This window comes from Paenibacillus sp. FSL R7-0163 (assembly GCF_037969975.1).
In the GTDB taxonomy this organism is placed as follows: domain Bacteria; phylum Bacillota; class Bacilli; order Paenibacillales; family Paenibacillaceae; genus Paenibacillus_AQ; species Paenibacillus_AQ odorifer.
On record NZ_CP150224.1, the window covers coordinates 3,370,205 to 3,384,642 of the forward strand.

A 14,438-nucleotide genomic window follows, 5' to 3' on the forward strand; every position below is an offset into this window, starting at 1 on the left:
TATGAAACGAAATTATACGATTGTGTTCTCACGCATACAGGAATTCGCCATAGCAATGAGCAGCTTCATTCCGTGCAGCATGGCATCTTCGTCAAAATCAAATTTGCTATGATGATGTGGATAGTCAGCCTCTTTATCCGGATTTCCTGCACCCACAAACATAAAGCAGCCTGGAATCTCCTTAACATAATAGGCAAAATCCTCAGCTGGCATCAGCTTTTCCATCCGAATCACCTCAACAGATTCTCCTAAAGCCGCTGGGGCCACCTCGAAAAACCGCTGAACTTCACCATCGTGATTTACGAGGGGAGGATATCCCATTACGTAATCTATCTTAGCTTCTGCCCCGTAAGCGCTGGCAATAGAAACGGTCATTTCTTCGATTCGCTGGCGTATCAAATGCCGTGTCTCCTCGTCGAATGCCCGCACTGTCCCTGTGATCCGGCATTGCTCGGCAATGACATTCTGGGCGAATCCCCCTTGAATGGTTCCTACACTGAGTACAGCAGGCTCCAGCGGGTTTACAGAGCGGCTTACAATGCTCTGGAGCTGGGTCACCAGCGCCGCTCCCGCCACGATGCTATCAATGGTACGGTTCGGCATGCCGCCGTGTCCGCCCTTGCCAATGATATCTATAAAAAACTCGTCCGCAGACGCCATCAACGGTCCCAGAGCACTCCCTACAGTTCCCATAGGCAATGGAGTCCACAGATGCAGACCATACACCGCATCCGCTCCTTCTAACATGCCTTCGGCGATCATCCCCTGCGCCCCTCCTGGGCATACTTCCTCTGCGGGCTGAAAAAGAAAACGCAGCTCCCCTTCCAGCTCCTCAAGCCGACTGCTGAAGTAAGAGGCTACACCGAGCAGTATGGAAGTGTGGCCATCATGTCCACAGGCATGCATTACCCCTTCATTTTGCGAAACGTAATCCTTCTTGTTCTCCTCTCTAATAGGTAGGGCGTCCATATCCGCGCGAAGAACAACGGTTTTCCCCGGCCGCTTCCCCCGTAATATACCAAGCACACCATACCCTGTCCCGCTTTTTCTGACTTCAATTCCGAATTTGGCTAACTTATCTGCTATAAATGCTGACGTTTCCTTTTCATGAAAAGACAACTCCGGATGACGATGCAAATGGCGTCTCCATTCCACGATCTCCGGCATGAGCGAATCAACCGCTAAGCTCTTCATAAGTTCTCCATCCCCTTCTCGATAAACCCGCATCCATAGCAAGCGATAGCAGTCCTGTTCACTTTGTTCCAGCCGCGAACGACTATAATTCTTTTATTGTAGCAGAAACGCAAAAAACTGGGTATTGTTAGGCACTGCCTACTCTTGCACAACCTTTAGAAACATACTATCATGAGGTAGAACATCAGCAATCGGATCAGAAATTCATCATTATACTTCATAAGGGGGATATGCGTGCTATGATTTTTGAGAACACGGGCCTCGTAGGATTGAAGAGTGATCTTCTCTATCTGGACGAGAGTGCCACAAAAGCTGGCTTCATCCGCTGGCAATGGGAATACTATCGTGCCACTTACGACTGCAAAATTGAAGACCCACAGGATGGTGGCGAATACTTCCTACGCATTAACACTCGCGCTGTCGAGGGAAAACTAGAGAAGTCTGATGCCGTACTTGCAATTGAAGCCGTATACTTAGGAAAAGCAACCTTCCCTCATGGCCTGGAATATGAATCTCCGGTGCCAAAACCAGTATTGGACACTGCTGCTAAGCGGATTCTTGAATTAAAGCAGCTGTTAGAGGCTTGAGTAACAGAAAGGGAACGACGAAACAAAATGTCAGCCTGCCCAAAAGAGGAACACCCGATTTCCAACTACTTATCTTAACACTACTACTTGTGGGTTTCGGTCTAGTCATGGTCTTCAGTGCTAGCTCAAGCTTAACCTTAGCAAGCTCGAAGTTCGGTAATGACCCTCTATTTTTCATTAAACGCCAAGTGATCTGGATCGTACTCGGAACCATTGTTATGTTTATAGCTATGAACATTCACTACAGTAAGTTTAAGAAGTGGTATGTACCTATTTTTATCATCACCGTTATACTTCTGCTCGTGGTAGCCTTCTCTGAAAAAATTAATGGTGCCAAGAGCTGGCTTAGTATCGGAACACTTGGAATTCAACCCACCGAATTAGCCAAAATATCGATTATCCTGTATATCTCAGCACTCATCACCAAAAAAGGTGAACGGTTTAGAGATTTCCGTACAGGATATATCCCTGTAATGGTCATCGTGGGTATTGTTGCCGGACTTATAATGATGCAGCCGGATTTAGGTTCTTGCCTTATTCTCGTAGCTACCAGCGGACTTGTTATTTATGCCGGTGGTGCCAGCATGAAGCATATTCTGGGCTCTATAGCACTGCTAGTGCTGGGTGTAGGACTAGTTATAGGCGCCAAAGCAGCGATTGATTCCTTATCTCCATCCGATAAAGCCACTGACACTCAGGATTATAGAAAAGGTCGTATCGTTGCCTTTTTAGATCCTTATCAGGTTGCTGAGGGTGATGGTTATAACATTATTCAATCCTTAACCGCTCTTGGCCAAGGTGGAGTAAGTGGTTCCGGCTTCGGCAAAAGCATTCAAAAGCTGGACTATCTAAAATACCCTTATACGGACTTTATCTTCCCCGTAATTGGTGAAGAGTTCGGCTTTCTTGGGACCTCCATATTTTTGATGTTATATCTGTATTTTATCTGGCGAGGTATTCTAATCGCTTTAAGGTGTAAGGATCCCTTTGGTACGCTCGTCGGAATTGGGATTATGGGCCTCATAGCCATTCAGGCCTTTGTCAATATCGGCGGTGTAACCAATACAATCCCTCTTACCGGCGTTACCTTGCCGTTTATCAGCTACGGGGGCTCTTCACTCCTTGTCAGCATGCTGTGCATGGGAATTATGCTAAGCATCTCAAGAGAAACCAACCTTCCTGCCAAAGAGGAAGTAACGAAATCTGTAACAACGGTTAGACAGGTTCGTTCCCGGTAAGCTTTATAAAGCCGGAGGTTAGGGAATTTACACATAAAAAAGCAGCCCAGGGAATTAACCTTGGACTGCTTTTTTGTGTACAAGTTTTTTAAGAGATTTCATCATTCTTGAAAGCTACGCCTTCAACTTTGACATTTACCTCAACAATATGAAGTCCAGTCATGCTCTCCACAGCTTCACGTACGTTCTGCTGAAGCATCCGGCACACTTCGTGGATCGGTGTTTCATAGAGAACGATAATTCGTAGATCTACTGCTGCTTCCAGTTGTCCTACTTCAACGGTAACGCCCTTCTGAACGTTCTTACCGCTTAGACGTTTCGCCCAGCCTTCTGACAGGCCACCAGACATGGCTGCAATTCCCGGAGTCTCCAAGGCAGCCAAACCGGCAATTTTTGAGACGACGTCATTTGAAATTCGTATATTTCCCATTTCCAGTTGAAGTTGTTCTGCCATGCCATATCCCCCCTACACTCATTATCAATTATTGTAATTCCAAAACAGGCTAAAAAGCAAATCACTTTATCGCTTTCTCGTTTACACCTAGGAACAATTTGGGTATATTGATTATGAATTCAATCTAAATACATAGATAGGAGTGCCTTCACATTGAAAAAATGGATTTCACCATCACTGATGGGTATCGCCTTTATCCTTAGTGCGATCGGCCATTATGCCGATTGGGATCATACCCTGCAGTTCATTCTATCAGCAATCGCTGTGGTGTTTGTGGCTGGTTTTCTCGGCCGGGCCACTGAAAGTGTAGCTCATTATGCCGGACAACGACTGGGCGGCTTCCTAAACGCCACCTTCGGCAATGCTGCTGAGCTAATCATTGCCTTCTTCCTGGTTAAGGAAGGATTGTTCGACATGGTCAAAGCCAGTCTTACCGGTTCTATTATCGGCAACCTGTTGCTTGTTCTAGGATTGAGTATTTTCGCCGGCGGGATGAAGTTCAAAGTTCAGAACTTCAACGTAACCCTTGCCGGAATGAATGGCTCCCTGATGATCGTTGCCGTCATTGCCTTATTTGTTCCCGCTATGTTCTTTACCACCCACTCTATTACGGAGAAGGATACCGATGTGCTCAGTTTAATCGTTGCCGGGCTGCTCATCGCTTCGTACATAGCTTGGCTAATCTTCTCCATGATCACGCATAAGAAACATCTAGAGGACGTTACAGAAGAGGGTAAAGAAGAATTAGCTCATGAACATGCCCCTGCTTGGTCCAAAAACAAATCCATCCTTTATCTCGTGCTTGCCACTGTAATGGTAGCCTTCGTGAGTGAGTGGCTGGTAGGAACGTTAGAGACTTTGACAGAGCGTTTCGGATTCAGCGAGCTGTTTGTAGGTGCGTTCCTCGTAGCCATCATCGGTAATGCCGCAGAGCATAGTGCAGCCATTATGCTGGCCATGAAGAACAAAATCGGTGCGGCAGTAGAAATTGCGGTTGGAAGCAGTCTGCAAATCGCCCTGTTCGTAGCACCTGTCCTAATCTTCGCCAGTTATTTCATGGGTGATACAATGGACATAGTTTTTACGACCATCGAAATTGTCGCCATCGGTGTAGCCGTCTTTATTGCCAAATCAATTACTCAGGACGGCTCAACTAACTGGTATGAGGGTCTCTTGTTATTAACGGTCTACCTGATTTTAGGAGTCTCCTTCTATCTCGTATAATCATTATTAACCATTGTACACAACAAAAAGCGCACATGAGCGATTCGTCCTCATGTGCGCTTCTATAAATACTTAAGAAACCGATATTTATTCTTCCTTCGCTTTGTTGTTCAAAGCCTCGTAGAGTACTGCTAAGTTACGCTCCAGCTTACTTAGTACCATCTTACCAGTAATCTCTGGGACCAAACCTGCTCTAACCGCAAAATCCACTTCTCTGGAGAAACCGTACATCTGGGTATCCAGCACTTCCTCATAGAGAGGGCAGTAGCGTGTTGCCAGATTCTCCATCTGCACTTCTATAAGTTGCTGAATTTTATCGGCATCTTCTTGTAGAAGATTGATTGCTTTAAGATTATACTGTTCCTGTAATTCCGATGAAGTCATGCCTCTATCCCCCCCATGTCCAAAAGTTAAGCTGCTTTTACTATTTTACTTAATATTAGACGAAATCCGGTATCAATACAACAATTCAGTTTATACTAACCATATATTTAAAAGAACCTGCTGCGTTATCCTATCAAGTTTCGTATCTACTTCTAGAAAAAACGCCCCACCGAAAACCGGTAGGACGTTTTTAGCACGACTATTACTCAGCAACAACTGTGAATTTCAAACCGTGTTTTGCAAACACTTCAGTCATTGCCTTCTTAGCTTCTTCAGCATCTGCCCCATGAACATGAAGCTCATAGCTTTGGCTGGATACCAAAGTAGTGAACAAACCAAGGATACTTTTAACATCAATGTACTTGTTGTCCGCTTGAAGAACGATTGAAGAGTTGAACTGGCCTGCCGTTTGGGCAATATCGACAATTGCCGCATTGTTACTGGACATAGAAATCCCTCCGCAACTTGATTATAAAACTTTAGTCTTTTGTTATCATTTCTTATGATACATTGAATCCGCTTACTTGTGCAAGGAGTTTTCTTGTTATTACATTTTATTTCAAGTTTTCAGGATTCAGACCTTCGAGTTCCGGCAACACAAAAATTCCATCCTTACGGATCAATACATCGTCAAAATAAATTTCTCCGCCGCCATAATCTGGACGTTGGATCAACACAAGATCCCAGTGAATGGAGGAGCGGTTACCGTTATCTGTAACATCATATGCTTGTCCTGGCGTAAAGTGCAGGCTGCCTGCGATTTTTTCGTCAAAAAGAATATCATTCATCGGGTGAAGAATGTAAGGGTTAAACCCGATAGCGAATTCACCAATATGACGTGCGCCGTCATCTGAATTCAAAATCTCGTTCAAACGGGCGGAGTCATTGCTGGTGGCTTCAACAATTTTTCCGTTCTCGAATTTGAATTTGATATTTTCAAAGGTCACTCCATTATATACTGACGGTGCATTATAGCTGATCGTTCCATTTACAGAATCGCGAACTGGGGCGCTGTAAACCTCGCCATCCGGAATATTTTTTTGCCCGGAGCATTTCTCTGCACCGATTCCTTTAATCGAGAACTTAAGATCTGTTCCAGCACTCAAAATATGTACCTTATCCGTTCTGCGCATGAGATCAGCTAAAGCATCCTGAGCCTTGTCCATCTTGGCGTAATCCAAATTACACACTTCGAAATAAAAGTCTTCAAACGCTTCAGTGCTAATATTCGCAAGCTGAGCCATGCTCGCATTCGGATAACGCAGCACTACCCACTTCGTGTGCTTCACACGTTGTTCGCTATGCACTGGATGAGAGTACAACGAGTTATACAATTTCATATTTTCTTCAGGAACATCAGACAGGTCATTCACATTCTCACCTGCACGAATCCCGATATAACAATCCATTTGCTTCATCCGGTTCAAGTCAATTTCAGCCCATGTCTGAAGACTCTCACGAGTTGCGTATTTAAGCATGCTGCGCAGGACTGTACGATCTGTTAATTGTACAAAAGCATGACCGCCGGCTTTGCCGATTTCCTCTACAACTGCTTTAATTAAATCTCTTTCATTGCCAATCATTTCGACGAGCACGTTCTCGCCTGGCTGGACATTTACGGAATAACCGACTAGGTTAGCCGCCAGCTTTTGAATTCTGGGATCTTTCATTGTGTATTCTTCCTTCCTCTGTCTAAAAAATAAGCAAGCTTTTCTATTGTAGCACGCCCTGTATGGAGCGCAAGACCTGTAGGATAATGTGAAAATCAACGAAATCCTGAAAAATTCACCTGTGATACATAAGTTTCATTATCAGATTTATTCCCCGCTTCCGAGTAGGTAACCTTACGATTTAAGGTGAGCTTTCTCGGCAGATTATGTTTTGTATCAACGGTTAAATGGTAGACAGTCTCAACATTAGCTTGTTTCAGCTTTTGCTGTAATTCATTATTTTTCTTCTCCCACAGCTCCACTAAAGCTTGCGTAACCGCCTGATCGTTCTTTGTTATTTTTCCAGCCGAATCAGGTGTTTCAGGTCGAAGGTCTTGCATCTCTTTTTCTAATTCAGCAGTCAGCTGCTTTCTGGCCTCAGCAGGCGTCAGCTCGATCCGCAGCACATTTGTCCCTCTGCCTGCACCCGCATCTTCAGTCACATTAGCCTCCATGGATTGCAGCTCCTCCAGCTGTTTTAACGGATTAAGCAAAGCAAGCGGATTTCCGTCCTCAGATGAACCTTCAGTGGTCAACGCTACCCATTCCCCCTCTTTTTTCTCTAGCTGACTATGGAAAGCTTTCATAGAAGTGATGCCGCTTTTTAAATCTTTAGCGCTATTAGCTGCTTTTTTTGTGGATGAGGATTTATCAGGAAGCAGTGTATACAGATTGACCTTCTTATGGTCCTGTACTGTGCCTTCGTAAAATATCATGGATTCCGGAACGGTCTTTCCACCTTTTGTAAGCATGGTTGACCCTTTAAAAGTAACCCCATCGCTGCCCGTTATACCCGCTAACACCAAACTTAGATCTTTCTTGGCTGGTTTGTCTCTAATAACGCTGCAACCGCTGTTGAACACGCAGGACAAGGTAAAAATCATAAGAACTAACCCCTTTAGTAACAATGACTTTCTCACGGTCATCAGGCCTTTCTTGGAGTATTTTACTTTACAGCCCACTATAGGGTTCTCCCTTCCTGCGCGCCTTATACAGATGCAAATACGTTGCTGCTATCGTTTTCCATACATTGCTCTAACTTATGCGCGTTCGTCGCTTGCTTTCGAATGTCAGTATATACCACCTTCAGACTCACGAAGTTACCGCTGCCAGTCGCCGCACCGTTGTCGCTTTCGGACACAGCTGACCTTAATTACAGTATTTTGCGATATTTCGTATGCCAACGGACTCCATTGCAGCTATTGATCCGAAATGCGTCCGATATGCCCCTCTTATTAAGGAATAGCGTCTCCGGAGTCCGAAAACATGCTTAAAAAGCTAAAATCACGCAAATAACGTCATCTGAGTCCGATGCATCGCAGCAGGATGATAGATACACAGTCGAAGCAGCCAGCCATCTGCCAAAACAAAAAGCAGCGACTCTCCAATAAGGGGAGAACCGCTGCTCTGCTATCTTTTTTTACTTATGAGGCAATCCCTTCACACCACTGCCATTCTCTTTAGTGTCAACGATCACCTGGTTACGCCCATTGTTCTTAGCTTTATACAGTGCCATATCCGCTCGATAGAACAGGGATTCCACGCTTACACGTTCGTCCATCCAGCTCCATTCTGCTATACCGCAGGACACTGTTACATTAGGTTCGGTTTCGTTCATCACCCGCTTGCGAATACGCTCAGCCACATTTACTGCCTGTTCTACTCCCATTAATGGTAAATAGACCGACAGTTCTTCTCCGCCCCACCTCGCAGCAATATCACCTTGACGGATGGAGGACTTCACAATTTCACTGACCTCTTTTAAAATCTTGTCACCCTTTTGATGACCATAGGTATCATTCACCATCTTGAACTGATCGATATCCACAACGATTAAGCAACCGCAAAAATCTGTAGACTGCCGTTCCTTTATTTCTTCGTCCAGATAATGACGAGCATAAAGTCCAGTTAGGCTATCTCTGTTCGCTAGACGTCTAACTTCGGCATGCAGCCTTGCGTTCCCTACAGCAAGTCCAATATGCCCCGCCATCGCCTGAAGCAATCTGTAATTGTCATAAGAGAAATAATGGGCATCGCGATGCGCCAACATGATGGCACCACGCACTTCACCACCTACACTTAAAGGTGTGGCAATCAGCGACTGCGACCCGGTAGCATTCATTAAACGAGAAGTAGTATTAGGATTATCTATGTAGTTAGACATGATTAATGATTCCCCAGTAGTATAGACCTTCCCGCCTAAACCTTGTCCTACTTCTAAAATCTCATTTTGCAAGGAGGAATGATTGCAAGCTATAACCTCTAGCCCGCCCTTTTCTTCGTTCATATGTAAAATACAGCAGTAGTCTGCACCAAACATCTCAAGCAGCTCTTCAAACGCAAATTGGAAAATATCTCCTAAGCGCAAGCTTTGATTCAGACGCTGTGTAAGTTCGTTACTCATACGCAGCTCACGAATGAGCTGATTGGAGCGTTCATACAGCTTGGCATTCTCAAAAGCAGTACCTGCGGTATCTGCCACCATCGAGAGAAACCGTAAATCTACATCCATAAAGATTGAGTTATCCATCACCATGTGGAATACCCCATAAACCCCCTGCTTGCCACCTAGCGGAAGACCAATTTCTACAATGTGTTGATCTTCAGTATTGGTGTTCAGAGCAACACGGCCGTCTTTAAATGCTCTAGCGCAGACATCATCACTGGACATCTGAAACGGTAAAGGTTTGACCTGCGGATGAGTGCTGCGGTGATCTTGCGACATAAACAGCTCAAGCCTGGCACCAGGGTACATTGCAGAAATGCTATCTATAACCTCCGTAAGCACGGCGTTCACATCAATATTGTCATGCATCCGCTGAACGATCTGAAATAACAAGGAGCGGCGATTGCTCTCACGTTCAGCATGTAGATGAACACTCGCAAGATCAGTTACAAAAATATGTTCAAACTTATGATAGAAAATGGTCCGGTACTGCAACGATATAGCCTCAGCAGTATCTCGTCCACCCATTAAATATTGTTGTGTCGGCATAGCACAGCCCAGGAAAGCAAAAATTTCTTTGTCAACGCGAGTGATGAGCGGTATAGTAAAAAAGCTCATATCCTGACCTTGCACCGTCAGTTGAACAGATGAGGTTGTGCCGGAAAGTAAACTAGCTGCCGCCGCCTGCTCCCATTGGTGCCTCCATCGTTCTTGCTGATCGGCAATATTAGCAAAATATCTGCCTTCAAAATTCAGTACACACCAATCCCATGATTTAGCGAACGGTAGAGCCTCTAGCCCATCGATCCATTCCTCGAAGCTGTCTGCAATCAGATTGGCCAAATATGGGAAGTCATGGGACACTATTTCCGTTTCCCTAAGCCAGGCGGTTGGATCTTCGGAATCTCTACTAGCGTGCAATTTGTCCTGTATCAGCATACGACTGTCTTTATAAGCGTATGCTTTCTGTTCTGACATAACGAAGATCCCCTTTGCTTCTCAATTAAGAAAAAAAACCTTCCCAATTAACATCTAATTAACTATATTTTACTCCCTTTCTTTGTGTATTGCATTATATTTTCCTTATTTCCGGGATTTTTTTTAGGACCAAAGAACTAACGACAAAGAATGACAAAAACTCTTTTAATATGCGCTTGACTTTATATACTACTTTCATATAATATTTATTGTTGAACAAGACTGTAACAAGTCTTACTTGGGCGTAACGTTGTGTCACCCTCACGCATTTCGTTACTGCCAGGGCAGCGGCTGAACTTCCCTGGTAGTGTGGAAGCCAATAATGCTAATCACGGATACGAAATGCGGCGCAAATAGAGCCCTAACCTGAAATTTCAAATATAAAGGAGTCTACTATAACATGGCACGTTACACCGGACCTAAATTCAAACTCAGCCGCCGTCTGGGCATTTCCCTTAGCGGTACAGGCAAAGACCTGAAACGCCCTTTCCCACCAGGACAACACGGCGCTAACCAACGCAGAAAAGTAAGTAACTACGGAATGCAGCTTTTGGAAAAACAAAAACTGCGTCACATGTACGGCTTGGGAGAGAAACAATTCCGTACTCTCTTCGCTAAAGCACAAAAACTTCCAGGTCTTGCGGGCGAAAACTTCATGTTCTTGCTTGAAAGCCGCTTGGACAACCTAGTTTACCGTCTTGGATTTGCTAACTCCCGTGCTGGAGCACGTCAGTTGGTATCCCACGGACACGTAACTGTAAACGGCAAAAAAGTCGACATCGCTTCTTACCGTGTAAGCTTGGGCGACGTTATCGGTCTTCGCGAGAAGAGCCAAGGCATGGCTTCCATCAAAGAAGCTCTTGCTAACCGTAACCACCTTCCAGCTTACCTGGAATATGCTGAAGGATCTTTCGAAGGTAAATATATCCGTTTGCCAGAACGTTCCGAGCTTTCCCAGGATATCGATGAGAAACAAATCGTCGAGTTCTACAACCGTTAATATCTCGCTTTTAGCGGGTATGACCGAAGCCTCCGGATTAATCCGGGGGCTTTTTGTTATGTCTATATTCTAAATTCCAAGCCGTTTGTTGCCTATTACGCTTTCGCAAATCATACCCTAAATTACTTTATTTATAATTTTTGCACAAAAGTCGAATCTTAAGACCATGAGAATCAGGTAGAAGCGCATTCAAAAACGCCAATTTATGCTATAATAATTCCGTTAAAAGGAGGAATTATCGTCGATGGCTCAAGAGAACAAGAAAAAAAACGCTAAGAAGCCTTCACCCCGCAGATCCGCCCTAAGCAGGTTCGGTTCTGTAGTTAAGTGGATGTTTATTCTTGGAATAATAGGCGTTCTATTTGCCGGTGGTGCTGTAGCAGGCTATGTCGCTTCCATTGTGAAGGATGAACCTGTTCGCTCCGAAGAAATGATTCAGCAGCAGGTCAGTCAAAATGCGATCACCGGATTCGCTTATTTCCGAGACGGCGCACCGATCGGCCAGCTTCGGACAGAAGAAGACCGAAGGCTCATTGAATTCAACGATATCCCCCAGCTTATTATCGATGCAGTTCTCGCAATAGAGGACAATAATTTTAATGAGCATAATGGCGTGGATTTCAAAGGCACCCTGCGTGCCGTCAAACAAAAGCTTCTCAACGAATCCGTTCAGACCGGAGGCAGTACACTCACCCAGCAGCTCGCAAGACGTGTATTCCTGAATCTGGATCGGACAGAAGATCGTAAAGTAAAAGAAATTCTACTTTCTCTTAGATTGGAACGCTTCTTGACCAAGCAAGAAATATTAACGGCTTATCTAAATAAGGTTCCTTTCGGCAATGGTTCGAATGGCTACAATGTTTTCGGGATTAAAGCAGCAGCCAAGGGGATATTCGGTCTAGACGATCTGGACAAATTGAATGTCGCTCAAGCAGCGTATTTGGCTGGTCTTCCGCAGCTCCCTTCTGCTTATTCTGCATTTAATGGCATAGGTGAATTCAACGAAAAAGCTTTCAACAGAGCTATGGACCGTCAACATCTTGTACTTCGTCGTATGCTTGAGGAGAATAAGATCACTACCTCTCAATATGATGAAGCCCTTAAATTTGATATCAAGAGTTCTCTGGCGCCACATACCAAAAAAGCCTATGCTACATATCCATACCTGATGATGGAGACTGAGCGTAAAGCATCCGAGATCCTTCTATCATTGAATGAAGAGAAAAATGGCACAACGGATGCCAATAGCACTACTGACAATGCCGTGTTACTTGAAGAAGCAAGACAGCAGCTCATGACCGGCGGTTATCGAGTCTACACAACTATTGATAAAAAAGTTTACAATGCAATGCATAGTGTCTCAGAAGACAGCAATAATTTTACTAAAGACAGCAAAACCAAAGGTATGGAACAGACGGCTGGCATGTTAATTGATAACAAAACGGGAGCCATTCTCGGCATGATTGAGGGCCGCGACTTCAATATTGAGCAGATGAATTATGCTACCCAAATGATCCGTCAGCCCGGATCGACTATGAAGCCAATTTCAGCTTATTTACCAGCCTTAGATGCAGGGCTGATTCAGCCTGCCGGGATTGTGGATGACGCGCCAATTATTCTAAAAGACGGCGGAAAAGGATTCCATATTCCCAAGAATGCCAATAACCGCTATCAAGGTCTGGTCACTGCCCGTTACGCACTTAATAAATCGCTCAACTTGCCTGCGCTTAAGCTGTTTAATGAAAAGGTCGGAATAGAGAAATCTTGGGCCTTTACTAAAAAGCTGGGGATCACCACCCTCACAGATGATGATTACAGCGCGCAGACTGGGGTTATAGGCGGTCTCAAATACGGTGTATCCGTAGAAGAGTTAACCAATGCCTATTCCGCTATCGGCAACCAGGGAGCCTTTAATGATGCCTACATGATTGAGAAAATCGTCAATTCAGAGGGCAAAATTATCTATCAGCACAAGGTTAATCCTGAGCAAGTATTCTCTAAGCAGACAGCTTACCTAATGACAGATATGCTGCGAACTGTAATTACAGAGGGTACAGCCAGCACCGTAAAAAGAGCATACAAACACTCTAAAGAAATTCCGATTGTCGGTAAGACTGGATCTACCCAGAATTATGGGGACGTATGGTTTATGGGCTACACTCCTGATGTCACATTGGGAATGTGGGTCGGTTACAAAGAGCAAATCAACACTCTTACGGGAGATACACAAAAACGTCAAGCCCAAACATTATGGGCAAAAGTATTGAATGCTGTCATTGATAAACAGCCGGAACTATTCGTCACAGACAAATTTGCACAGCCTGAAGGAATTATCAAAAAGACAGTTTCCGCATATAGCGGCAAACTGCCAACATCTCTGACTGATAAATTCACAACGGATATATTTAATACAAAATATGTGCCAAAAGAGAGCGACGACGGGATTTCCAAAGCCAAGTATATTACTTACAAAGGCGTCAATTATATCCCGTTGGAAGGTACTCCAGAGGAGTTCCTAAAGGAAAAAATCGTCGTTAAACGTGAGAAGCCGATACAGGAACTCGTCAAAGAACTCCTTGCTGCCTTCCCTAAGATGAAGGATCATAAATCACTGGAGTATTATATGCCAGCCGATGCCAAGACGGATTTCCCAACAGAAGTTGATCCACGAGTGGACGACGGGGCTTCCCCTGCTGCTCCTGGAAATGTTAACGTCTCTTATAGCACTGGTAAAGCGGTCATCAGCTTCTCCGCTAGCAGCTCGGCAGATGTTGTGGGATACCGCTTATATCGTTCATTAAATGGAGGTTCTTTCCAAAAGCAATCTATACTCATGGCAGATGAGAACAAGGTATTCACGCCGGGTACACCGGCAAGTGCTAATGCAACCTTCTATGTAACCGCCGTGGATGTTGCAGGTAATGAGACGGCTTCTGGCAGCGTTGCTGGAGGGATTACACCAACACCAGAAGCAACTCCTACACCTGATCAACAACCTGGCACAGAGCCGCCTACAGAGCCTGAGACGACACCAGGAGACATTATTGAGGATCCAGGTAACATTCTCCCGCTACCGACGGAAACACCAGCCGGTGGAGGTAACAGTACTGGGGGCAGTAATAATCCCACAGCAGGTAATAATGCAGGGACACGTTAGCCCAAAGATTAATAAATAACTTTACACAGCAAAACACCGTTCCCATGGATTCATCCGGGAACGGTGT

At 44.7% G+C, this 14,438-nt stretch carries 12 protein-coding genes; 5 read left to right on the forward strand and 7 right to left on the reverse strand.

Translation table 11 applies throughout. The features are described from left to right. Positions 1 to 12: 12 nt before the first annotated feature. Complete coding sequence (locus NST45_RS15030; RefSeq protein ID WP_036686160.1) at positions 13 to 1,194, reverse strand: amidohydrolase; 1,182 nt, start codon at positions 1,192 to 1,194, stop codon at positions 13 to 15. Between the two features lie 239 nt (positions 1,195 to 1,433). Between NST45_RS15030 and NST45_RS15035 the strand changes: the two genes are divergently transcribed. Beyond that, positions 1,434 to 1,781: a YugN family protein gene (locus tag NST45_RS15035; RefSeq protein WP_036686159.1), complete on the forward strand. Its 348-nt coding sequence runs from the start codon at positions 1,434 to 1,436 to the stop codon at positions 1,779 to 1,781. Then, positions 1,778 to 3,019, forward strand: coding sequence for a putative lipid II flippase FtsW (ftsW, locus tag NST45_RS15040; protein WP_081383704.1), 1,242 nt, complete (start codon positions 1,778 to 1,780; stop codon positions 3,017 to 3,019). The genes NST45_RS15035 and ftsW overlap by 4 nt, the downstream gene beginning before the upstream one ends. 88 nt (positions 3,020 to 3,107) lie before the next feature. On the opposite strand, the gene NST45_RS15045 is transcribed toward ftsW, so the two are convergent. Continuing rightward, a complete protein-coding gene (locus tag NST45_RS15045; protein ID WP_019911482.1) occupies positions 3,108 to 3,473 on the reverse strand; it encodes an Asp23/Gls24 family envelope stress response protein in 366 nt (121 codons plus the stop codon). Positions 3,474 to 3,626: 153 nt separating this feature from the next. Between NST45_RS15045 and cax the strand changes: the two genes are divergently transcribed. Next, on the forward strand, positions 3,627 to 4,697 hold the full coding sequence (gene cax, locus NST45_RS15050; RefSeq protein WP_036686157.1) for a calcium/proton exchanger: 1,071 nt from the start codon (positions 3,627 to 3,629) through the stop codon (positions 4,695 to 4,697). A gap of 87 nt (positions 4,698 to 4,784) precedes the next feature. On the opposite strand, the gene NST45_RS15055 is transcribed toward cax, so the two are convergent. The 5 genes from NST45_RS15055 to NST45_RS15075 all read right to left on the reverse strand — a co-directional run bounded on the left by NST45_RS15055 (position 4,785) and on the right by NST45_RS15075 (position 10,214). Next, entirely contained in the window at positions 4,785 to 5,081 is a 297-nt protein-coding gene (locus NST45_RS15055) for a YlaN family protein (RefSeq protein ID WP_036686156.1), read from the reverse strand. A 202-nt stretch (positions 5,082 to 5,283) separates the two neighbouring features. After that, entirely contained in the window at positions 5,284 to 5,529 is a 246-nt protein-coding gene (locus NST45_RS15060) for an HPr family phosphocarrier protein (RefSeq protein ID WP_036686154.1), read from the reverse strand. Positions 5,530 to 5,635: 106 nt separating this feature from the next. Beyond that, on the reverse strand, positions 5,636 to 6,751 hold the full coding sequence (locus NST45_RS15065; protein ID WP_036686152.1) for an aminopeptidase: 1,116 nt from the start codon (positions 6,749 to 6,751) through the stop codon (positions 5,636 to 5,638). A 95-nt stretch (positions 6,752 to 6,846) separates the two neighbouring features. Then, a complete protein-coding gene (locus NST45_RS15070) occupies positions 6,847 to 7,674 on the reverse strand; it encodes a hypothetical protein (RefSeq protein ID WP_036686151.1) in 828 nt (275 codons plus the stop codon). 536 nt (positions 7,675 to 8,210) lie between these two features. Continuing rightward, on the reverse strand, positions 8,211 to 10,214 hold the full coding sequence (locus NST45_RS15075) for a sensor domain-containing diguanylate cyclase (protein WP_076099563.1): 2,004 nt from the start codon (positions 10,212 to 10,214) through the stop codon (positions 8,211 to 8,213). A 400-nt stretch (positions 10,215 to 10,614) separates the two neighbouring features. Between NST45_RS15075 and rpsD the strand changes: the two genes are divergently transcribed. After that, positions 10,615 to 11,214, forward strand: a complete 600-nt coding sequence (gene rpsD, locus NST45_RS15080; protein ID WP_036686147.1) for a 30S ribosomal protein S4 — start codon at positions 10,615 to 10,617, stop codon at positions 11,212 to 11,214. A gap of 244 nt (positions 11,215 to 11,458) precedes the next feature. After that, entirely contained in the window at positions 11,459 to 14,371 is a 2,913-nt protein-coding gene (locus NST45_RS15085; RefSeq protein WP_051491442.1) for a transglycosylase domain-containing protein, read from the forward strand. The last annotated feature ends 67 nt before the right edge of the window (positions 14,372 to 14,438 follow it).

What these genes read in the sequence shown, in the direction of transcription:
- NST45_RS15030 (WP_036686160.1), bottom strand. Translation starts at nt 1,194, where the DNA reads ATGAAGAGCTTAGCGGTTGATTCGCTCATGCCGGAGATCGTGGAATGG.
- NST45_RS15035 (WP_036686159.1), top strand. Translation starts at nt 1,434, where the DNA reads ATGATTTTTGAGAACACGGGCCTCGTAGGATTGAAGAGTGATCTTCTC.
- NST45_RS15045 (WP_019911482.1), bottom strand. Translation starts at nt 3,473, where the DNA reads ATGGCAGAACAACTTCAACTGGAAATGGGAAATATACGAATTTCAAAT.
- NST45_RS15055 (WP_036686156.1), bottom strand. Translation starts at nt 5,081, where the DNA reads ATGACTTCATCGGAATTACAGGAACAGTATAATCTTAAAGCAATCAAT.
- NST45_RS15060 (WP_036686154.1), bottom strand. Translation starts at nt 5,529, where the DNA reads ATGTCCAGTAACAATGCGGCAATTGTCGATATTGCCCAAACGGCAGGC.
- NST45_RS15065 (WP_036686152.1), bottom strand. Translation starts at nt 6,751, where the DNA reads ATGAAAGATCCCAGAATTCAAAAGCTGGCGGCTAACCTAGTCGGTTAT.
- NST45_RS15070 (WP_036686151.1), bottom strand. Translation starts at nt 7,674, where the DNA reads ATGATTTTTACCTTGTCCTGCGTGTTCAACAGCGGTTGCAGCGTTATT.
- NST45_RS15075 (WP_076099563.1), bottom strand. Translation starts at nt 10,214, where the DNA reads ATGTCAGAACAGAAAGCATACGCTTATAAAGACAGTCGTATGCTGATA.
- rpsD (WP_036686147.1), top strand. Translation starts at nt 10,615, where the DNA reads ATGGCACGTTACACCGGACCTAAATTCAAACTCAGCCGCCGTCTGGGC.
- NST45_RS15085 (WP_051491442.1), top strand. Translation starts at nt 11,459, where the DNA reads ATGGCTCAAGAGAACAAGAAAAAAAACGCTAAGAAGCCTTCACCCCGC.